Genomic DNA, 20,277 nt, shown 5'->3' with positions numbered 1-20,277 from the left:
CTGAGGGGGATCGGGGCGACTCTCCTGTCTAGCGGGAAATGTGGCCTCTGTCTGACTTTCGCTCGGTGGTCTGGACCGGTTTTCGAGTGGTCTCCGGGCGGATGACTCTTCCGGTGAGATCCGCCGAGCGAAGGCTGTTGTCGCCTATCCCGCTAGCCTTTCGGCCATGACGCGCGCGCGGTGGAGACTGCTTGCTGGACTCGTTGTTGCCCTCTGGCTGCTGGCCGCCGGAGTAGGCGGGCCGTTGGTCGGGTCGCTGTCGTCGGTGCAGAACAACGACTCCGCCTCCTTCTTGCCGCAGAGCGCGGACTCCACGAAGGTCAGCGCCCGGCTCGGCGCCTTCGCCGCCGACAGCACCTTGCCGCTGCTTATCGTCGTCGAGTCCGACGAGGCTCTGTCGAAGGAAGCGCTCGGCAAGCTCGGCGGCTACGCGGCCGGTCTGCCGGAGTTGAAGGTCGACGAGCTCAAGAAGCCGCTGGGTAGTTACCTGGCCAGCCCGAAGGTCCCGGTCGTGCCCTCGGCGGACGGCGCCGCCGCGCTGCTCGTCGTCAGCCTCGACGCCGACGCTGCCTCGCTCACCGAGGGCGGGGAGAAGGTCAGCAGGTTGATCGTCGACGCGGTACGGGACCACCGCCCCGACGTCGACGGAATCTCCAGCCAGGTCACCGGTCCGGCCGGTTTCGCGGCCGACCTCAGCGCTGCCTTCGCCGGCATCGACGGCCTTCTGCTCGGCGTCACCCTGGTCGCCGTGCTGCTGATCCTGCTGGTGGTCTACCGGAGCCCGGTGCTCCCGTTCGCGGTCCTGCTCACCAGCGTCTTCGGTCTGGCTCTGGCGGCGCTGGTGATCTACCCGATGGCCGACGCCGACTGGATCCAACTCTCGGGGCAGAGCCAGGGCATCCTCTTCATCCTGGTGGTCGGCGCGGCCACCGACTACTCCTTGCTCCTGGTCGCCCGGTACCGCGAGGAACTGCACCACCGTGACCCGCTGCCCGCGCTGCGGACCGCGTGGCGCCAGTCCCTGGAGCCGATCGCCGCCAGTGGTCTCACGGTGATCGCCGGACTGCTCTGTCTGCTCCTCTCCGACCTGGGCAACATCTCCGGGCTGGGGCCGGTCGGGGCTCTCGGTATCGCCGGCGCGATGGTCGCCTCACTCACCTTCCTCCCCGCTGTCCTGGCCCTGATCGGCCGACGCGCGTTCTGGCCCTCGACGCCGAAGCGTGGCGAGCCGAGTCGGCACCGCGGCTGGACCCGGATCGCGGACGCCGTCACCCGGCGTCCGCGCGCGACCTGGGTCGGCACGGTCGCGGTCCTGATCGCGGCAGCGGCCTTCGCGCTCCAGTTCCCGACGTCCGGCATCTCGCAGGCCGAGTTCTTCACCAAGCAGGTGGAGTCGGTCGACGGCCAGGAGGCGATCAACACCTACTTCAAGGGACGGGACCAGTCGCCTGTCCGGATCGTCGTGCCCGACGGCGCCGTTTCCGAAGTCCGCGATGTGCTGGCGGCGCACCCGATCGTCGGCGAGCGGGTCGAGGAGACGCCGTCGAAGACCGGCAGTGGCGACACCATGCTCACCGCCACCCTCAATGCCGGCTCCGAGACGGAGCGGGCGCGTGACGCCGTCCGCGACCTCCGGGACGAGCTGGCAGAGGTCGACGACGCGATCCTGGTCGGCGGTGCGACGGCGACCGACGTCGACACCCTGGCTGCGGCGGACCGCGATCAGCGACTGGTGATCCCGGCGATCCTGGTTGTGGTGACGCTGATCCTGATCTTCCTGCTGCGGTCGGTGCTGGCGGCGGCGCTCCTGGTGCTGATCAACGTGCTCACCTTCGCCGCCACCCTGGGTGTCTCGGCGCTCCTGTTCGAGCACGTCTTCGGCTTCCCGGGTGCTGACCCTTCCACGCTGTTGCTCGGCTTCGTCTTCCTGGTCGCGTTGGCGGTCGACTACTCGATCTTCCTGATGTCGCGGGCCCGCGAGGAGGCGCTCTCGGTGGGTACGCGACAGGGGATCCGCCGCGCTGTCGCGGTCACTGGGGGCGTGATCACCAGTGCTGGCGTGGTGTTGGCGGCGACCTTCTCGGCGCTGTCGGTCATCCCGTTGCTCTTCCTGGCGCAGATCGCGTTCATCGTCGCCTTCGGCGTTCTGCTCGACACCCTGGTCACCCGATCGGTCCTGGTCCCGGCGCTCACCTATGACCTGGGCAATCGGGTGTGGTGGCCGTGGCAGCGCCGGATGGCCGCCGACGACGAGCGGTCGGCTCCGGAGGTCGGCGCTGAACTCGGCGGCTGAGGGCCGGCTTCCACCTTGCACTCTCACCGGGCGAGTGCTAAACATGAGGCTGGCACTCTCCCTAGGAGAGTGACAGTTACACGGATCGGTGAGTTGAGGTCTGAAGCGTCGGCGGGAAGGGTCCGCCGGGTCAGCCAGATCGGCCGTCGCGGGCAGCTGCCCGATCTGTACCGAACTCTTAAGCGTGAGGAATCGCAGGAGTCATGGCAAAGCTGATTGCTTTCAACGAGGAGGCCCGCCGCGGCCTCGAGCGGGGTATGAACACCCTCGCCGACGCGGTCAAGGTCACCCTCGGTCCCAAGGGCCGTAACGTCGTTCTGGAGAAGAAGTGGGGCGCCCCCACGATCACCAACGACGGCGTGTCGATCGCCAAGGAGATCGAGCTCGAGGACCCGTACGAGAAGATCGGCGCCGAGCTCGTCAAGGAAGTTGCCAAGAAGACCGACGACGTCGCCGGTGACGGCACGACGACCGCGACCGTTCTCGCTCAGGCGATGGTCCGCGAGGGTCTCCGCAACGTGGCCGCCGGCGCCAACCCGATGGGTCTGAAGCGCGGCATCGAGGCCGCCGTCGCCGCCGTCTCCGAGCAGCTGCTCGGCATGGCGAAGGACGTCGAGACCCGCGAGCAGATCGCCGCCACCGCCACCATCTCCGCCGGTGGCGACACCACCGTCGGTGACGCCATCGCCGAGGCGATGGACAAGGTCGGCAAGGAAGGCGTCATCACCGTCGAGGAGTCGAACACCTTCGGCATCGACCTCGAGCTGACCGAGGGCATGCGGTTCGACAAGGGCTACATCTCGGCCTACTTCGTGACCGACCCGGAGCGCATGGAGACCGTGCTCGAGGACCCGTACATCCTCATCGCGAACTCCAAGATCTCCAACGTCAAGGACCTCCTCCCGGTTCTCGAGAAGGTCATGCAGAGCGGCAAGCCGCTCGTCATCCTCGCCGAGGACGTCGAGGGCGAGGCTCTGTCGACGCTGGTCGTCAACAAGATCCGTGGCACCTTCAAGTCCGTTGCCGTCAAGGCTCCGGGCTTCGGTGACCGCCGCAAGGCCATGCTGCAGGACATCGCGATCCTGACCGGTGGCCAGGTCATCTCCGAAGAGGTCGGCCTCAAGCTGGAGTCGGCTGGCATCGAGCTGCTCGGCCAGGCCCGCAAGGTTGTCATCACCAAGGACGAGACCACCATCGTCGAGGGTGCTGGCGACCAGGGTCAGATCGAGGGTCGGGTCAACCAGATCCGCGCTGAGATCGAGAACTCGGACTCCGACTACGACCGCGAGAAGCTGCAGGAGCGCCTGGCCAAGCTGGCCGGCGGCGTTGCGGTGATCAAGGTCGGCGCGGCCACCGAGGTCGAGCTCAAGGAGCGCAAGCACCGCATCGAGGACGCCGTTCGCAACGCGAAGGCTGCCGTCGAAGAGGGCATCGTCGCCGGTGGTGGCGTTGCTCTGGTGCAGGCTGCTGCGACCGCGTTCGACAAGCTCGACCTTGAGGGTGACGAGGCCACCGGTGCCGACATCGTCCGCAAGGCGACCGACGCCCCGCTGAAGCAGATCGCGATCAACGCCGGCCTTGAGGGCGGCGTCATCGCGGAGAAGGTGCGCAACCTGGAGTCCGGTCAGGGCCTCAACGCTGCCACCGGCGAGTACGTCGACATGATCGCCAACGGCATCATCGACCCGGCCAAGGTGACCCGCTCGGCGCTGCAGAACGCAGCCTCGATCGCGGCCCTGTTCCTCACCACCGAGGCCGTTGTCGCTGACAAGCCCGAGAAGGCTCCGGCCATGCCGGGCGGCGACATGGGCGGCATGGGCGGTATGGACTTCTGATCCGCCCCGCTTGACGCAGAAGAACCCCCGAGCGCTCCGCGCTCGGGGGTTCTTCTCTTGCCGTCTCTGTGGTGGCTGGCTCCCGATAGTGGGGAGTCAGCCACCACAAAACCTCGGGCCTTCTCCACAGGTTGCGGAACGGGGTCAGCGAGGTGGTCCGTTCTCGTTGATGCTGGGGCGATGTTCTGGATCGACGAGGCGCAGGACGGCGTGGTCAGTCGCCGTCAGTTGCACGCCGCCGGCCTGGGAGACAAGGCGATCGAGCGGCTGTTGCGACGTCGCGAGGTGGCCGTGGTGCATCCCGGCGTCTATCTGAACCACACCGGCGAACCGTCCTGGCGACAGCGGGCCTGGGCGGCACTGCTGCTCTGTGATCCGGTCCTGGGCATCGGGGCGACCGGCCAGAGCCGACGTAGCGATCTCCCGCGAGCTACCCGACAGCTGCCGGGACGGGCTGCGCTCGCCGGACCGTCAGCACTGCGGATCTCCCTCGAACAGCGTGGTTTCCTTGGGCCGAACCTGCGGGTCGTGCTCAGTGATGACCGGATCCATCTGGCGATCGAGCGCGATCGGCGCATCCGTGCTCCGGAAATGGTGGTGCTGCACCGCACCAGCCATCTCTTGGCCAGGGCGCGGTGGGCCTACTGACCGACGCCTGTCAGGCCCGGCTGACCACTCCGGCCCGGCTACGCGCCACGATCGAGGGGCGTGAACGGGTTCCGGGGCGCGCCTTCCTGGTCGGAGTTCTCGGTGACCTGGCCGATGGCACCTGTTCGGCGTTGGAGCACGGATACCGCTGGCTGGTGGCGAGCCCGCACGCTCTGCCGCCAGGCACGCAACAAGCACGTGAGGCGACGAGGTCCGGGTTGGTCTTTCGGGACGTGGTGGTCGGCGAACTGGTGGTGGAGCTGGACGGGCGTCTCTTCCACGACAACGCCCGCCAGCGCGATCGCGACTTCGCTCGTGACCTGGAGGCGGCCGCGGCAGGACACCGCACGCTTCGCCTCAGTTGGGGACAGGTCTACCGGCATCCGTGCGTCACGGCGGCTCGACTTGCCGAGGTGCTCCGCGCCAACGGCTGGTCGGGATCGCCCTCACCGTGCCGGCGGCCTGACTGTGTGGTGGCTGGCTCCCGATAGTGGGGAGTTAGCCACCACATAGACGCTCAGGGCTCGGTGCTCGTCGCCGGTGCGGCGGGCGCGGTGTTGGTGTCGTCGGTCGGTTCGGCCGGGACGCAGTCCTCGGGCTCATCAGCGGGCTCCGTGGGGTCGGTCGTCGGCTCGGTGCTCGGCTCCGTGTCGCCGGGGAGCGGACAGGTCGGCAACTCGCCGGTCGGCGTGCCCGGCTCTGTCGGGGTGCCCGGCTCGGTCGGGGTGCCCGGCTCGGTCGGGGTGCCCGGCTCGGTCGGCCCAGTGGGAGTGGTGGGCTCCGTCGGTGTCGTCGGCTCGGTGGGAGTCGTCGGTTCAGTCGGTTCGGTGGGTGTCGGGGGCGTGGTGGGCTCGGTCGGCGTCACCGGCTTTGTGGGCTTGGTCCCGGCCGAGGTGCCTCCCGAACCCGGGTTCCGGCCACTGATCGCGGCGCCGCCCTCGGCGCGCAGCTTCGCGGGCTTGGCGCTCACTTTGACCGCTACCGGCGCCAGCATCTCGCTCGGGGTGGCGAACGCCGAGACGGCCGTCGAGGCGGTCGTGTAGGCGGCAGCCAGATCGATCACCAAAGTCAGGTAGGCCTCGTCGGCGTTGTGGTGGGCCACCGCCGCGCGCTGCCCGGCCCGGGTGGCGAGGTTGGCGTCGTCGACGCAGAGCCGCACCGCGAGCCCGAGTGCGGCGTCGTCCAGGCTCTCGGGGTTCCGCACTCCATCGCCGTCGGCGTCCACTGCGACCGAGGCCCAGGTGCTGGGCAGGATCTGGAACGGTCCGACCGGGTGATCGGCCTTGGCGTCGCCGTCGTACTGGCCGGCGTCGGTGTCGGCCAGTACGGCGCTCTTGGCGGGGAGTCGGCGTCCGTGGTCGGTCTCCACCTGGCCGATCGCGGCCAGCAACTGCCACGGCAGCCCGCAGCCCGGGGCGGAGGTGTTGATCACCGCGGAGGCCCTTTGGTAGGCGGCGAGTGCGGCAGGGGGGACATCGCTGGTCGGGGTCGCGCTGCGGAGGGCGGCCGGGGCGTTCCGGACGCTGGTCCCGAACGGCGTCGGCTGGGCTGTGGCGGCCGGTGCTGGTGCGGGCGGAAGCGCCGCGGCGGTGGGCAACGGGGCGGACGGTCCGGTGTCGAAGGTGGACGACCCCACCACCGCCGCAAGTGGAACGGCGAGACCAGCCGCGATAATTCGACGTACCTGCATCTGGTCACCTCCAGGGGCCGTCGATGGGCGGTCCCACTCGCATGGTTAGGGCGGTTCGGGAGAGACAGTCGACCCGAAATGTTCGGCCCCCTCAGTCCTACTTCTCGCATCTAAGCCCCTGGAACGCAACGGGGACAACCTCAAAACTGGGCATGCGGATGAACAGATGCCGAAAGTTGGCATCCACGTAACAAACTTGGGGGTTTCTTTTTTCGCCGATCTCAGGATGCGCGGCCCTGAGCGACCGCCGAGGTGGCGGTGACCCCGAGTACGACCAGTCCGGCGACGGCGGCGAGGTACGGGTTCATCAGCCCTGTCGCGGCCAGCGCTGCTCCGCCCAGCGAAGCGGCGCCGGCAACGGTCTGCACTTTCTCCAGCCGTTCCGGTAGCCCGGTGCTGAGTTTCAGCGCCTGGCGGATCGTGTCGAGGTCGAACGGCTCCACGTTGAGGCCGTTCGGTCGATGGGTCGCCCCGGGGCGCGCGTCGGTGACGACGAGATCTGCGGCGTCGAGAGCGGGTGCGTTCAAGGCGCTGCTCGGGCCGATGAAGCAGACCGTCTTGCCCTCGTCCTGCGCGGACTTCACCACGCGGAGCCGCGTCTCGCCATCGGCGGCGGGAACGCTGTCGTCGATGCCGACGTCCTCGGCCAGTGCTTCGGTGTCGAGCCGCGGGCCGTCGGAGATCAGTGTGATCGGGCCGTACCGACCGAGCTCCTCGACGCGCTCCTCGACATGCGGACGCACGACGTCGTCGAGCGTGATCAGGCCGAGTGCCCGGGTATCCACCTCGACGCCGAGGGTGACGCCGCGCCGGATCGGCGTACTCAGCCCGACCCATTCAGGCTGGCCGAGCCGTACCGGATGCCGGTCGACCGAGCCGCTGAGTCGGCCTTCCTGGTCCTGGAAATTGGTGATCCGTCCCCGCCCGGAGCGCCGGGCCAGCGCCGCGGAGACCGGGCTCGGGGTGGGGGAGGCGTGCGAGAGTGCCCCGGCGAAGAAGAGCAGGTTGTTGTGGTGCTCGATGTCGATCGGCTCGACGGCGGTGATCTGCATCGAGCCGGTGGTCACGGTCCGGTGCTTGTCGAGGACGACGCGGTCGATGCGGTTCATCCGGAGCAGTGCGGCGGTCCGCGGCAGGGTGATGCCGTGCTGTGCGGCGGCCCGCTTCGTGACTGCCACCGTGAATCCGCGAGCACCGAGGACGGCGGCGGGACAGCCGGCGACCAGAACCGCGGCACCGGCGGCGGCAGCCTGGGTGGCGCCGTCACGTGCTGCCCATCCGGCCCCGGCCACGACCAGCGCGACGATGCCGGCCGACCACCAGATCGGCGTTAGCGGGCGGGGGAGAGGATCGGCGCGCTGCAACCGCCAGGCCAGGCCGAGCAGGAGCAGGGTGGCCAGCCCGGGAACTGAGTAGCGCGCCACGCCTGTGTCGCGGAAGAAGGGGATCAACCAGAGCAGGTGGACGCTCAGCGCCGAGGCGAGAGGAAGCCACCAACGACTGGAGGTTCGTCGGGCCGGCTCAGCGGCCGGACTGTTCACTGGGGCCCCTGGAAGGTGCGGTAGTGGTTGACGTCGCTGAGGTCGCCGGCCTTCCACATGGGGACGGTCGCCTTGAGCAGCATCGTCACGGTGACAACGTACTCCGGGTCGTGGAGTAGCTCGCCGAAGAGTTCGTTGATCCGTTTCCAGCGGTAGCGGACGGTCTGGGGGTGGACGCCGAGGCGGGCCGCGATCGCGGGGGCGCTGTCGCGGGACTCGAGCCAGGCCAGCATCGTCTCGGCAAGGATCTCGCGGGAGTTCGGCGTCTCGGCGAGCAGCGGTTGCAGGAGTTCGAGTGTCAACTGTCGCCGCAGGTGGGGCTCGGCATGGAGCCACAGCTGGGTCGCGTAGTCGCGACAGGCCAGGATCGGGACCGGACTGATCACGCCGGTATCGACCAGGTTGAGAGCGCGCCGTACCCAGCGGTCGGCGGCTGCTCCTTGGGTGGGGCGCAGCGGCCAGCTCATCGCGACCCGAAGACCTGGCCCGGAGCGGGTGATCAGGTCGGCGATGGGTTGGGCCTGGCGCGATGAGCAGATCACGAGAGCCGGGCTGGTGTCGGCTTCGACGAGGACGTCTTCGGGCAACCGGAAGTGGGGAAACTCGCCGTGGAAGGTGACCCGCATCAACACCATGTCGAGCGGTAGTCGCCAACCGGCGCTTTCGGCGTCGGCGGTCAGCTCGCTGAGCCGGGCGTTCGAGTCGGAGGATTCGGTGAGGATCTGGCTGATCAGGTGCGCGCGGGCTCGCTCGCGGTCGCTCCGTTTGCCGAGCTTGCCGGTTTGGTGGCCGCGGGCCACCTCTTGGTCCAGGTAGTCGAGGAAGGAGAAGAGGGCGTCGCCGAGACGACCGAGGAAGGCGGCGTCGAAGCTGTTCGCGGTAGCGAACTGGTGGATCAGGCTCCAGGAGTGCCGGGTGGCGATCCGCAGGGAGCGACGCATCGGCTCCAAGGTGTGGCCTTCGAGGGCCTCCTCGTAGCCCATCTCGCGAAAGAGTCGGGCCACCTCGGGATCAGGTGATGTAGGGCCGCCGATGGCGTCCAGGAACTGGTTGGCAGCAGCCGTGACGGCGGACGCGATCACCCGGTGGCGTTCGCCCTTCTCCGCTCCCGCATAGACGGATACCTGCGCCTGGATGTCGGCGACGACGAGGTCGACCAACGCCGGCAACGCGAGCCGAGCCTCCGCGATCAGCGCGCCGAGGTTGGGCGGATCGACAGCGTGTGCGTGCAACTCGCTCATCTGGCGCACCCATGGCGCGACGATTCGCTTGGCTGAGTCGGCATCTGACCCCTCTCCACGCCCAGACGTGCCGTGGGTCACATGCATACCTGCTTCCAGTCCGGATGGTCAAAGTGGGTCTCGCCTGTGGGCTATTGAGGCAGCCCGGTCTATGCCGCGCAACCCTCGAGAAGGCGCTCCGAGCATCAGGCCCGAAAACTTGTAACGCCGGGCACAACTTCTGGGGTCTCTCTTCGGGCAGGCTGCCGCCGGCATGCCAGCTTCAGGAGGTACCGGAAGCGATGAGGCCCGTCCTCCCTGGTCGGAGAACGGGCTTCACTTCCGCTGGCCGGTTGGTTACTGCAGGCGGCCGTTGGTGAGGTTGAGTTCGATGGTGTTGCCGCTGCCGGGGATGATTGAGTTGATCAGCCAGGTGTTGAGGCCGCAGTTCTGGAAGTTGCCGATCGAGTAGGTGCCGGTGAGGCGGCCGCCGACGGTGATGTTGAAGTTTTCGCCGGCGGGGGTGTTGGCGGCGATGGAGACGGGGCTGCTGGTGCGGCAGTTGGAGCCGGCGAAGAGGGGGAAGCCGACGACGGCGATGTTGCTGAGTCGCACGTAGTAGTTTGACGTGGAGTTGAGGATCCGCTTGGTGCGGTCGTTGGGGTCACGCGAGACCACACCGGTGGTGGGGCCGGTGGGTTCGAAGTTCACGTTGGCGGTGACCGGGATGAACCCCATGAGCTCGAACCGCGTGCGGGTGCCGGGCAGCGCCATGTCGCCGGTGAAGGAACCGTCGGTCTCCACGAAGGAGTACATGGTGGCGGGACCGATGGCGATGTCGGAGTTGGTGGAGTTGATGTGTGTGGTGCCGTTGACGTCGTAGACGACGTCGATGGTGGCCGCCTGCGCGGGGCTGGCCATCGCGCCGGCGACCAGTGCAGTACCACCGGCGATGATGGCGGCCTTGCGCCACAGCTTGGAGGTGCTCAACATGATGATTCCTTTCGAGGGTTGGTTGTTGCTGTGAAGCTGGCCGCCCGGGATCGGCCGGATCGGGGATTAGAAGGTGAGCGCTCCGCCGGTGACGGCGAGGTTGAAGACGCCGTTCATGTTGGCTCTGTCTCCGGTCCAGACGTCGCCGCCGCAGGTCGTTGCTGCTGCGGTCTTGGTTCCGGTGCCATCGAACGCCTGGAGCGCGAGCGGGAACGCCGTGCTGGCGATGGTGATCTGCTGAGTGGAGGCGTTGAAGGTGCCGGGGACGGTGCCGGTGGCTTCGAAGTCACAGGCCAGCGGGGTGGCGCCGGTCGACTTCACCTGGGCGGTGAGGTTGGCGATCTCGATGTCTACGATGTTGGCCGTGGGTGCCGGGGTGTTCCGGACCTTGATCGCCCAGGTGCCCTTGCTGGCCACGGTGACGGGGTAGTCGAGCGCCGTCGCCTCGCAGCCGGTGAAGTCGAGGTCGGAGATGGTGCCGATGGTGGCGCTGGCGACCACCGAGGTACCGCGGTTGACGGCTCCGGTGATCGTGGAGCTGGTGCACTTCATCGGCACGGCGGCGTCGCTGGCGAAGGTGAGGTCGCCGACGTTGGTACCGGACGCTGCGTTGGTGCCGTTGGTGTCCAAGCCGCCGACCGCGATCTTGCCGGGGCTGCTGGCTTGGGTGGGGACCGCCTGGGCACCGACGATCAGGGCGGTGCTGGCGGCAAGCACGGCGAGGGTGCGGAGGGGGAGTTTCATGGCGGTCCTTGGACGGAGAACGGGCCCACTCGTCGGTCGATGAGTGGGCCCGTCGCCGGTCGGCGTCCTTTTACTGGAGGCGGCCGTTGGTGAGGTTGAGTTCGATCGTGTTGCCGCTACCGGGGATGATCGAGTTGATCAGCCAGGTGTTGAGGCCGCAGTTCTGGAAGTTGCCGATCGAGTAGGTGCCGGTGAGGCGTCCGCCGACGGTGATGTTGAAGTTTTCGCCGGCCGGGGTGTCGGCGGCGATCGAGACGGGGCTACTCGTGCGGCAGTTGGAGCCGGCGAAGAGCGGGAAGCCGACGACGGCGATGTTGCTGAGTCGCACGTAGTAGTTCGAGGTCGACTTGAGGATCCGCTTGGTGCGGTCGTTGGGGTCACGTGAGACCAGGCCGGTGGTCGGGCCGGTGGGCTCGAAGTTCACGTTGGCGGTGACCGGAATGAAGCCGAGCAGGTGGAACTTGGTCCGGGTGCCGGGCAGCGCCATGTCGCCGGTGAAGGAACCGTCGGTCTCCACGAAGGAGTACATGGTGGCGGGACCGATGGCGATGTCGGAGTTGGTGGAGTTGATGTGTGTGGTGCCGTTGACGTCGTAGATGACGTCGATGGTGGCCGCCTGGGCGGGGCTGGTCATGGCGCCGGTGGCGATCAGTGCGGTTCCTGCGGCTGCGACGGCTGCGCGGCGCCACATGGTGCTCATGGTCGACATGGGGATCCTCTCGGGTGGTAAGGAAATGATGGTGAACAGGAAGTGGGGCCGCCCGTAGCCGAGCGGCCCCACTTGGTGTGGATCAGAAGCTGAGCGCTCCGCCGGTGACGGAGAGGCTGAAGACGCCGTTCATGTTCGCCTTGTCGCCGGTCAGGACCTCACCGGCGCAGGTCGACGAAGCGGGCGTCTTGGTGCCGGCACCGTTGAACGCCTGGAGGTTCAACGGGAACGCCGTGCTCGCGATCGTGATCCGCTGGGTGCTCACGTTGAACGTCCCGGGAACGGTGCCGGTGGCTTCGAAGTCACAGGCCAGCGGAGCGGAACCGGTCGACTTCACCTGGGCGGTGACGTTGGCGATCTCGATGTTCACGATGTTCGCCTTGGGGGCGGGGTTGCCGACGACCTTGATCGCCCAGGTGCCCTTGCTGGCAACCGTGACCGGGTAGAGGAAGTCGGTAGCCGTGCAGCCAGTGAAACCGAGGTTCGAGATGTTGCCGATGGTAGCGCCGTTGACCACGGCGGTACCGCGGTTGACGGTGCCGGTGATCGACGAGCTGGTGCAGGTCATCGGCACGCCGGCGTCGCTGTCGAAGGTGAGGTCTCCGACGTTGGTACCGGACGCGGCGTTGGTGCCGACGGTGTCCACGCCACCGACGGTGACCTTCCCGGAACCGGTGGCCATCGCCGCCGGGGCGCCGATCAACAGGGCTGCGCCGGCGAGGGCGCTGAGGGACTTGACTGCAATGGAGCGCATTGAGTGTTCCTATCTCTGTATCGAACGGCCAGGTTTGGCCGACTGGATGCCCTGAGGCCCTGGTTCCGATTCCCGGGGGTGGTCCGGCAAAGATCAGGCTTGAGGACGACCTCAACTTCGCGGAGTGATGGGGGTCACAGCTAGGTCCTGTGTGTGAATTTCTGCGGATTCGGTACGGACGTCCCACTTTTGTTGGATTTCCGCGCCGATCACTTCACCACGCGTACGGTCAGCCACATGCTGGCTGGCTTCGTCGCACCGGAGCCGAGGTATTGGACGTGGACCCGGTGCTTCCCCACTTTGCGGATCTTGGGGAGCCTGATCCTCAGCTGGCCCTTGCTCAGCCAGCCGCTCCGTACCTTCGCTCCTTTCGTCAGCCGAACAACACCCTGCGGTGTTTGGCCGCTGGCAGTGACCCGGACCAGGACGGTGGTTGTGCCCTTGCGGGCTGCGGCCCGTGTGATCCTGCCCGGTTTGCGAACCGTGAGCGTCGCGGTCGCCTTCGCGGGCGGCGTCGTGGGGCCGGAGGTGGGCTCACTCGTCGGGCCCTCGGTGGGATCGGGGCCAGCCGGCTTAGGGATGGCCAGGGGGCGCGACTCGGCAGTCCCCGACGGGAAGCCGGTCTGAGACGCCGTCACCTTGACGGTGAGCTCGGAGCCGAGGTCGGCCGCGCTCACGGTATAGCTGGTGCCGAGCGCCGGTTGATGATCGTCGTCCAGGATCGGCGCGCCGTCGCGGAACCACATGTACGCGTAGTTCCAGGTGGTGCGGGTCTGGTTCCACAGCCCAGGCTTGGCAGTCAACGTGGTGCCGCTGACCACCGGCGTGCTCCCCGCCGTGATCGAGGGACGGAAGACGTTGGTGGCGATACAGGGGCGAGCCGCTGAGTCGGCGCCGCGTCCGGTCGGTCCATTGATGCAGGAACGCGCGGGCGGAGCAGCGGGGTTCTGAGCGAAGAAGTCCCGGGGGACGAGTTGGAACCGTTGCCAGTGGATCGGCATCGGGCTCTGGTCCTCGTTGCGGTCGATGTGGTGGTACCCGACGTTGATCCAGGCGACCGGGTCGGTGAGCTCCGCTTCGCTGGCCGCCCATTCGAGGATGCCTTGGTTGGGGCAGGCCGGATTGAGGTTGTGTGAGGCGTACTCGGCGCAGGACTGATTCTCGGTGACCGTGAGGATCGGCTCTGTGACCGGGATCGACACATTGGCAGCTGACTGGTTGACGATCTCGTAGGAGCGGGCCAACCCGTCGGGATTGAGTGACTGGTCGCTGCCGATCCGCCACCAGGAGCGGCGATCCGGAGGACTGGTAGCGCTGAACGGAGCGCTGATCCGGCTGGCGGCGCCCCTGGTGACTGGCGCGGTGAGACCCTGGTCGGTCGTCGCGTAATCCCAGCGTTCGGCGAACTGGCGCTCGCTGCCGCCGATCCCGAAGTCGACGCGCCAGATGGCGCTGTGCCAGTGGGAGGTCGCGTAGGTCGGCTGGCCGTTGACCTGCTCCCCGCCGAGCGGCCAGCCCTGTTCGGGATCGGTGCCGAAGTATTCGTCGCCCGCCATGCTGGGGGCCAGGTCGCCGGTAGCCCCCAGCGCGACGTCGATCTCCCCGTGGTCGCCGAAGGTCACCAGCTCCTGGTATTCGTACCAGGAGATCTTCGAAATCGAGGAGACTTGGAGCGCGGTTCCCTGCTCGGCGAATCGGTGGGTGGTCTCAGCCAACTGATCCTCGACCGAGTGGCTTGCGAGTCCGGTAGGTGTCTCGTCGACGCAGATCCCGGGGACGGTGCGTTCAACGAACCGGTTCAGGTAGGCGAACGCCTGGGTGACGTCGATGGTGTCGCCCAAGCAGGTGTCTGCGGTCTGCGGCACCAGGTACTGGTTGCCGAAGCCGTAGCTGGTGATGTCGTTGAACTGGGAGAGCCCGTTGTCGTAGGGCACGTTGAGTTGGGAGAGGTAGAGCTCGTCGATCACCGGTAGAAAACCGGGATACTCCCGGGCGCCGGTTGCCGGCCGGAACTCCACCTGCTCCAGGACCAACCCCTTGACCGGGTGGATCCGGGCGCACATCCGCCAGGCGGCCCCGTTGGCGAGCTCCTTGGTGACGGCAGCGGAGCCGCAGGGAAGAGCCTCGATCGGCTCGTCGGTATGAGCGTTCGGCATGCTCACGGCGACGACGCCGCCGACGGCCAGTGCGGCAGCCGCTATCCCCGCAAGGGTCCTGCCTACTCGTCCACGCATCACGCTCACCTCAATTTCACGATCGTGCGGGCACTGAGATCGACGACGAAGTCGCCGGTCTCGAAGTAGTCGCCCGCGGGGCTCTGGACCAGTAACCGGACGCACCGGTGGGCGCCGCACTGTTTGCCGGCGACGGTCGACTGGTCGTAGGTCCAGGTGCCGGCCACGTACCGGACCTGGTCCGCGGTGAGCAGCGGGACTCCTTGGGTCTGGAGAAACTGCTCCCGGAAGCTGAGGTCTGCATCGCTGCTCAGCGCGAGCTGCAGGGCGGCGTCGGCCTCGTCGGGGACGGACGGCGGCTGTACCCCGGCTTTGCTGGCGGAGCTCACGATCCGCCGCTCGCTCAGGCTGACCACGTGTTGGGCGAGCCGGTCGCGGGCATAGTCGTAGGCGACGACGACAGCGAGCCGCTCAGCACCACGTGCCTCTCCGGGCGAGGGGAGGTCGACGCTCAAGACCTGAGGGCCTGCGTCGCCAGCGACACTGCGTGCCGCGGCCTGATGGGAGGCGATCAGATAGGTCGCATACCCGATCTCATCCGCGGTCAGCGGGGCTCGGGCCGCCTCGAGGTGAGGTGGGGAACTCGGAAGCTGGCCGTCGCCCGCGACGCGGAACTCGTTCTCGTTCTCGGGTCCGGCGCTGGGTTCGTCGGCGCTGACGGCCGCGACTCCCGCACCGATGCCGAGTGCGATCAGGAGGCCGATCGCCAGGCCGATCATTCGGCTTCGTCTCATGGGCTCAGAGTGGCGTTGGTTGCTCACGAAGGCGAGAGGCCCGTGAAAACTCTTCGATTTTTTGTCACCTAGATGCCAAGTTCCACGAGTTCTCATGGCCGCACGGGGTCATGTGACCTGGGTTACCCCTAGCCTGCAGATGGCCGGAAAAGGACGCCCGCTCAGCGGCTGCCGACGGCGAAACCACTGGCAGCAAGTCAGGTGGGGGAAACCAAGAAGGAGTGTCCACGTGCGGACTAAATCAACTTTGGCGGGTCTTGTCGGCCTCGCCGTGGGCGGCGCCCTCGTGGCCGCTCCGACAGCACAGGCCGACCGGGTGGTGCCGAACTCTCAGGCGGGCGATGTCCACGTCTTCGGGGTGTCAGGTGCCACCGCACCATTCACCCCGGTGACCGAGGAGTATCTCGGCCAATCGCTGGTCAGCGTCACCGGTCGGACCGACGTGAACCGGTACGCGATCGATCGGAACGGCACGCTCCTGCGGGTGAAGTCGAACGGTGCTGCAACGCATGACATCCCACCCGCATTGGCGGGTCAAGAAGTTGTCAGCGTGGACGCCGCTAACTTCCATGTTGGAGCCGTCACCGCCGCGGGTGTTCCCTATGCCTGGGGCACCGCTCGGAACCTGACGTACGCCAACCTGCCGACCACCGCGGCTGAACTCGGCGGCAAGGCCGTCGAAATTGTCGTCGGTTCCAACCTAGTTGCCGTTCGTCTTGACAATGGCAAGGTTGGGGTCCTGACCAGCGTTGGTTATTCGGTACTCTCAGCGTTCGAGAACGTGGCCGAGATTGACGCGGCGGGAACCGCCCTGGTGGTCCGGTTCGAGGGCGGTGGCGTCGCGTCCTGGACCGCTGCGAACGGTGTGATTCAACCGCCGGCGTCGATCGCTGGTGACCAACTCGCTGACCCCGTTGCCGACTTTGAGGTCGGTGCGGAGGCGGTTGCGGTGACTGCGTCGGGCACCGTGGTCACATGGTTGCCGGTCACTGGAGATCTCGCTGTCAATCAGTACCCAGGTGGTGTGACGGGCAGGGTCGTCGATGTCGCTTCGCTTGGCTGGAACAACTACCTCCTTGCCCGGACAGACACGGGGGAGATGGTCCATTGGGGGGGAAGCGATTCGTCCATTCTCGACGCACTGGACGCTGGGATTGACGAGCTGAGCGGCAACGAGCATCTCGCCTCGATCACCGGTTCTGAGAAGACCTTCCAGGTTCTGGTCTCCGACCCTGTGGGGCCGCTCGCCGTCAACACGGCTGCAGCGATCACCGGGGTTGCCAAGGTCGGTCAGACGCTAACTGGGGTACCGGCGACTTTCACCGGCACTCCAGACGCGATCGCTAGCAAGTGGCTGGTGGACGACGTCGAGGTGCCGGGCACCACGCCCACCACGCTGGTGCTGGACGCCTCGATGCTCGGGAAGTCGATCAAGTTCGTCTCGACCGCGGTCCGTGGTGCTGAGACCCTCGACTCGACGTCGTCGGCGGTCGGCCCGGTCACGGCTCAAGAGAACGTGGTCTCCACCACCGCCGTCGCCATCTCGCCGGCCACCGGCCGGTACGGCCTGGCGCGGAGTGCCACCGTCACCGTGGCAGCGGAAGGCGAGACTCCGACCGGAACGGTCACCGTCAAGGTAGGTGGCGTGACGAAGACGGCCACGCTCGCCAACGGTACGGCGAAGATCGCGCTGCCCAAGTTGGGCGCCGGTTCGCACACCTTGACCGCTCTCTACCCGGGTGACGGTGCTACCCAGGCCTCCAGCAAGACGGCGAAGGTTGTCGTCTCCAAGGCCGCCACCAGCACCAAGGTGACCTCGATCAAGGTGACCAAGAAGGGCAAGAAGGTGGCCGTCAAGACCAAGACCAGCTTCCCGTCGGGCGCGAGCGCGACCGGCACAGTCAAGGTCGTCATCAAGCGCGGCAGCAAGACGGTCGCGAAGGGCAACGCCAAGGTCAACAGCGCCGGTGTTGCGAGCTTCACGGCCAAGAAGCTGACCAAGAAGGGCAAGTACACGGTGACGGTCTCCTACACCGGCACCAGCAACATCTCCGCCAGCAGCGGGAAGAAGAGCTTCAAGGTGAAGTGACCACGTTGTTCTCAACGGCCTGTGGCCGGGTCCAGGAAACTGGGCCCGGCCACAGGCCGTTCGGCATCCTGGCGTCGAGCCGACCAGTGCGGCGGATGAACCGGTGCTGGGCACCGAACGCCGGATAGCCGGATTACCGTGCGACTCGAGAACCTCCGGGTTGGCATGGCCGTAGACAAAGCCACATCCCAATTGGAGGTTCTCGTTCGTTCCACCAGGCTCGCCGTTGCCAACGTCCTCGCCGGGTACACCTTGCGGGTGGCGAGCGTCGGGAGCCGTACCGCGCATGCACTGCTTGCGCCAGAGATGCGTTAAGGGCCGAGGTCTCGATGACCTCGGCCCTCAACGCACGCGAAACGGTGTCGCTACTGCCCGTCAGGGAACGGCAGCGCCGGCAAGCTACCCGTGCAGTTGCGGGGAGTCGCGACGCACCCTGCTGCCTGAAGGCCTTGTGATCGCATCGAGACCTTGTTGTTCGGGCCTGAGATGGCGCTGGTCAACAGAGCCGAGACATCCTCGCCGACGGCGGTCCTACATCCGGTGAAGGCGTCGATGTCCACGGTTCCTGTGAGCAGTCCGCCGTTGGCCAAGCCGAAGAACTTCGTGGTCATGACATTCCCGCCCACGGGGCGCTCTTCGGCGGTGATGGTCGGATCCCAACCGTAGTAGTCGGGGGCGGAGGCCTGCACAGCGTTCGCCTCAGCGGTTCGGCAACCGGGTTTGAGTCCGAGGTCGACGCCGTCCACCCTGAGCTTCACCACTTCGACCAGGACATCGAGGGTAGCCCGAGCGTCCCACCAGTGGTTGTTGACTTGGCCAGGTACGGGGACCGTGTACTTCCCCTTCCCCGTACAGAAATCGCCTGTCATGACATTGATCTCCCCGCCCATCGGCAGATCCTCTGCGTCGCGTGGTTGAGCTAGCCGGACGGTGGCGGTCACCGGAATCGATCCGAATGCCACCGTGTTGACGTCGAACGCTCTGACATAGCCGTATGGGCGAGGCGACGCGCCGTCTCCCGAGACGAAGTAGACGGAGGCTCGCCACGACGTTTTCGACTTGTAGTCACCGAGTTCAGTGCAGGTGGGTGATTCCTGGCGTCTGCTGCCGAAGTTGTACGCAGCGAGAACAATTGGCGGCAACCGCACCCATTGCTTGGCGCGCGCCGTCTCGTTGATCGTGGTTACGCTCGGTCCTACCCAGTCTCCTCGCAGGCTGTCCTGACTCGGTAGACCCGGAAAGTCTGGGTCTTCGGAGGCGCTCGAACTCAACGGCGAGTACGCCGTGACGAGGCAACTGGTCGCAAGCGCGGCGAGCCCCGCCCTCCGGAGCCGACGACGTCGGCTGGGGGACGGGGTGACACCCGTGGCGGGCGCTTCGCTGCTGCGTTTGGTGCGCTTCACTCATTGTCCTTCCGAGCGCGCTTCTTGGCGTATTCTTCGGCTTCCTCGGCCCAGCGGGGAAGCACACTGTGCAGTGCGACCAGGATCTCCACTCGGATGATCCGGTTGGTGAGGTCGCTCTGGATGGCGCGCTGCGCCTGTTGCAGCCGACGATGTGTCGTCTGCTGGGCGATGCAGAGGTCCCGGGCGATCCGGTTGACGTTGGCGCCCGTGGTCAGCCAGGTGGTGAAGATCTGGGCGATCTGAAACCGTTGCTGTGGGTGCCACCGGCTCAGCTCCGAGAGGTGCTTCTCCACCAGCAGTTCAGCGGCGCCGGGAATCCCCTCGACGATGACATAACCGATCAGATCCGAACTGGGCGTGATGGGTCCGGTCGTGGCGACGATGTGCTTCGGCAGCGAGATGGCGCAGAAGCGGAGCAGTGCCTCGATGGTGTTGAGCCGGGACAGCGACCGAGGTGGGCCACTGACGTAGTAGCCGTCGAGCTCGGCCGCAACCAGGTCCAAGGGGATGTCGACCGGGATCAACAGATCCCCGGTGCGCCGACGCAGGATCGCGCCTTCGATCGTCAGCTTGCTGGGGCGGCAGGGCACCGTCGGCGCGAGGACAATATAGAGAGCATCGCCATGGATCTCGGCGATCAGCTCTTCATGGGTCAGCCCGCTCGGGGAGCAGAACTGTGCCGCGTCGCGATGTCCGCGCTTGAGGTGGGCCATTAGGTAGTTGACAAGGACCCGGGCGCGGCGCTGGAGCTCTACCACGTGCTCGCCAGGGGCGCGTCCGCCCAGGACCATCCGCAGGCCGTCGAAGGTGGAGCGCTGCGCTACCTGGAAGACCGGCCCGAATCCGGTCATCGTCGAGGGATCGCTGCGTGCGCCGATCGTCCAGTAGAGAGCGGCGAGCTCTTCCGCCGTCTCGTCCGGGTCGAACCTGGTCTCGGTGAAGATCCTTACTGTCTTCTCGATCGTGGCCCGGAGCATGGCCGGGTGGATCGTCATGACCTCGGTGATCCGCGTGGTGAGGAGCTGGGTGATGATCCGCCCGGTCTCCCACGCGTTGGGATGCTTACGTGGCCACGTCGGCTGCTCATCGGAGCTGGCTGATCCCATGGATGGACCCTCCCTCGCGGATAGTGTTAACACGCAGTCCTTGCGAGGTGATCAAGTCACAGCGGCGCTCGGCCACGCAACCGCTAGTGAGGGCTCTGCGGAAGGTGGCGGCACTTTTTATCTCCCGCATGACAAGAAATCGGCCCTTCGTTTTGCTCCAGCCGCTGGAGAGACCCTCAGAGGTCCGGATGGAGTGGGCCGTACGAAGGGGGATGACGCCGCTAGCTGTGATGCCCAGCCAGGTTGTTCAACCTGGTGATGGGGGCGGCTTTCCCGATTGC

General features: G+C 66.9%; 16 protein-coding genes. 5 read left to right on the top strand and 11 right to left on the bottom strand.

From position 1 onward, the window contains the following. Nucleotides 1-166: 166 nt before the first annotated feature. The 4 genes from ACLM5J_RS17385 to ACLM5J_RS17370 all read left to right on the top strand — a co-directional run bounded on the left by ACLM5J_RS17385 (nt 167) and on the right by ACLM5J_RS17370 (nt 5,267). Nucleotides 167-2,293 carry an MMPL family transporter gene (locus ACLM5J_RS17385; RefSeq protein WP_413657758.1) on the top strand — a complete coding sequence of 709 codons (2,127 nt, stop codon included), beginning with the start codon at nt 167-169 and terminating at the stop codon, nt 2,291-2,293. Between the two features lie 203 nt (nt 2,294-2,496). Further along, a complete protein-coding gene (groL, locus tag ACLM5J_RS17380; RefSeq protein WP_413657756.1) occupies nt 2,497-4,128 on the top strand; it encodes a chaperonin GroEL in 1,632 nt (543 codons plus the stop codon). Between the two features lie 180 nt (nt 4,129-4,308). Further along, nucleotides 4,309-4,776: a type IV toxin-antitoxin system AbiEi family antitoxin domain-containing protein gene (locus ACLM5J_RS17375; protein ID WP_413657755.1), complete on the top strand. Its 468-nt coding sequence runs from the start codon at nt 4,309-4,311 to the stop codon at nt 4,774-4,776. Then, the gene (locus ACLM5J_RS17370) at nt 4,764-5,267 is read left to right on the top strand and encodes a hypothetical protein (RefSeq protein WP_413657754.1); all 504 of its coding nucleotides are present in this window, start codon (nt 4,764-4,766) and stop codon (nt 5,265-5,267) included. The genes ACLM5J_RS17375 and ACLM5J_RS17370 overlap by 13 nt, the downstream gene beginning before the upstream one ends. A 26-nt stretch (nt 5,268-5,293) precedes the next feature. On the opposite strand, the gene ACLM5J_RS17365 is transcribed toward ACLM5J_RS17370, so the two are convergent. The 9 genes from ACLM5J_RS17365 to ACLM5J_RS17325 all read right to left on the bottom strand — a co-directional run bounded on the left by ACLM5J_RS17365 (nt 5,294) and on the right by ACLM5J_RS17325 (nt 15,395). Further along, the gene (locus ACLM5J_RS17365; RefSeq protein ID WP_413657753.1) at nt 5,294-6,466 is read right to left on the bottom strand and encodes a hypothetical protein; all 1,173 of its coding nucleotides are present in this window, start codon (nt 6,464-6,466) and stop codon (nt 5,294-5,296) included. Nucleotides 6,467-6,687: 221 nt separating this feature from the next. Further along, nucleotides 6,688-8,007, bottom strand: a complete 1,320-nt coding sequence (locus ACLM5J_RS17360) for a hypothetical protein (protein ID WP_413657752.1) — start codon at nt 8,005-8,007, stop codon at nt 6,688-6,690. After that, entirely contained in the window at nt 8,004-9,248 is a 1,245-nt protein-coding gene (locus tag ACLM5J_RS17355; RefSeq protein WP_413657751.1) for a helix-turn-helix domain-containing protein, read from the bottom strand. Before ACLM5J_RS17355 ends, ACLM5J_RS17360 begins: the two co-directional genes overlap by 4 nt. A gap of 336 nt (nt 9,249-9,584) precedes the next feature. Beyond that, nucleotides 9,585-10,220: a hypothetical protein gene (locus ACLM5J_RS17350; RefSeq protein ID WP_413657750.1), complete on the bottom strand. Its 636-nt coding sequence runs from the start codon at nt 10,218-10,220 to the stop codon at nt 9,585-9,587. Nucleotides 10,221-10,286: 66 nt separating this feature from the next. Next, complete coding sequence (locus ACLM5J_RS17345; protein WP_413657749.1) at nt 10,287-10,964, bottom strand: hypothetical protein; 678 nt, start codon at nt 10,962-10,964, stop codon at nt 10,287-10,289. 70 nt (nt 10,965-11,034) lie between these two features. Then, complete coding sequence (locus tag ACLM5J_RS17340; protein ID WP_413657748.1) at nt 11,035-11,673, bottom strand: hypothetical protein; 639 nt, start codon at nt 11,671-11,673, stop codon at nt 11,035-11,037. Nucleotides 11,674-11,755: 82 nt separating this feature from the next. Further along, nucleotides 11,756-12,427, bottom strand: coding sequence for a hypothetical protein (locus ACLM5J_RS17335; RefSeq protein ID WP_413657747.1), 672 nt, complete (start codon nt 12,425-12,427; stop codon nt 11,756-11,758). Between the two features lie 209 nt (nt 12,428-12,636). Further along, nucleotides 12,637-14,661, bottom strand: coding sequence for a hypothetical protein (locus tag ACLM5J_RS17330; RefSeq protein ID WP_413657746.1), 2,025 nt, complete (start codon nt 14,659-14,661; stop codon nt 12,637-12,639). A gap of 5 nt (nt 14,662-14,666) precedes the next feature. After that, on the bottom strand, nt 14,667-15,395 hold the full coding sequence (locus tag ACLM5J_RS17325; RefSeq protein WP_413657745.1) for a hypothetical protein: 729 nt from the start codon (nt 15,393-15,395) through the stop codon (nt 14,667-14,669). A gap of 229 nt (nt 15,396-15,624) precedes the next feature. Between ACLM5J_RS17325 and ACLM5J_RS17320 the strand changes: the two genes are divergently transcribed. After that, entirely contained in the window at nt 15,625-17,484 is a 1,860-nt protein-coding gene (locus ACLM5J_RS17320) for an Ig-like domain repeat protein (protein WP_413657744.1), read from the top strand. A gap of 365 nt (nt 17,485-17,849) precedes the next feature. On the opposite strand, the gene ACLM5J_RS17315 is transcribed toward ACLM5J_RS17320, so the two are convergent. Both ACLM5J_RS17315 and ACLM5J_RS17310 read right to left on the bottom strand, forming a co-directional pair. After that, nucleotides 17,850-18,887 carry a hypothetical protein gene (locus ACLM5J_RS17315; protein ID WP_413657743.1) on the bottom strand — a complete coding sequence of 346 codons (1,038 nt, stop codon included), beginning with the start codon at nt 18,885-18,887 and terminating at the stop codon, nt 17,850-17,852. After that, nucleotides 18,884-19,996, bottom strand: a complete 1,113-nt coding sequence (locus ACLM5J_RS17310; RefSeq protein WP_413657742.1) for a hypothetical protein — start codon at nt 19,994-19,996, stop codon at nt 18,884-18,886. The genes ACLM5J_RS17315 and ACLM5J_RS17310 overlap by 4 nt, the downstream gene beginning before the upstream one ends. Nucleotides 19,997-20,277: the final 281 nt, after the last annotated feature.

The sequence above is a fragment of the Nocardioides sp. Bht2 genome (assembly GCF_047308515.1).
Lineage (GTDB): Bacteria > Actinomycetota > Actinomycetes > Propionibacteriales > Nocardioidaceae > Nocardioides.
The sequence above is the reverse complement of the archived record's forward strand: the minus strand, read 5'-3'. Positions and strand labels throughout refer to the sequence as shown.

Bases quoted from the DNA above. Each gene is read 5' to 3' on its own strand.
- ACLM5J_RS17385 (WP_413657758.1), top strand. From the start codon at position 167: ATGACGCGCGCGCGGTGGAGACTGCTTGCTGGACTCGTTGTTGCCCTC.
- groL (WP_413657756.1), top strand. From the start codon at position 2,497: ATGGCAAAGCTGATTGCTTTCAACGAGGAGGCCCGCCGCGGCCTCGAG.
- ACLM5J_RS17375 (WP_413657755.1), top strand. From the start codon at position 4,309: ATGTTCTGGATCGACGAGGCGCAGGACGGCGTGGTCAGTCGCCGTCAG.
- ACLM5J_RS17365 (WP_413657753.1), bottom strand. From the start codon at position 6,466: ATGCAGGTACGTCGAATTATCGCGGCTGGTCTCGCCGTTCCACTTGCG.
- ACLM5J_RS17355 (WP_413657751.1), bottom strand. From the start codon at position 9,248: ATGAGCGAGTTGCACGCACACGCTGTCGATCCGCCCAACCTCGGCGCG.
- ACLM5J_RS17350 (WP_413657750.1), bottom strand. From the start codon at position 10,220: ATGTTGAGCACCTCCAAGCTGTGGCGCAAGGCCGCCATCATCGCCGGT.
- ACLM5J_RS17345 (WP_413657749.1), bottom strand. From the start codon at position 10,964: ATGAAACTCCCCCTCCGCACCCTCGCCGTGCTTGCCGCCAGCACCGCC.
- ACLM5J_RS17340 (WP_413657748.1), bottom strand. From the start codon at position 11,673: ATGTCGACCATGAGCACCATGTGGCGCCGCGCAGCCGTCGCAGCCGCA.
- ACLM5J_RS17335 (WP_413657747.1), bottom strand. From the start codon at position 12,427: ATGCGCTCCATTGCAGTCAAGTCCCTCAGCGCCCTCGCCGGCGCAGCC.
- ACLM5J_RS17330 (WP_413657746.1), bottom strand. From the start codon at position 14,661: ATGCGTGGACGAGTAGGCAGGACCCTTGCGGGGATAGCGGCTGCCGCA.
- ACLM5J_RS17325 (WP_413657745.1), bottom strand. From the start codon at position 15,395: ATGAGACGAAGCCGAATGATCGGCCTGGCGATCGGCCTCCTGATCGCA.
- ACLM5J_RS17310 (WP_413657742.1), bottom strand. From the start codon at position 19,996: ATGGGATCAGCCAGCTCCGATGAGCAGCCGACGTGGCCACGTAAGCAT.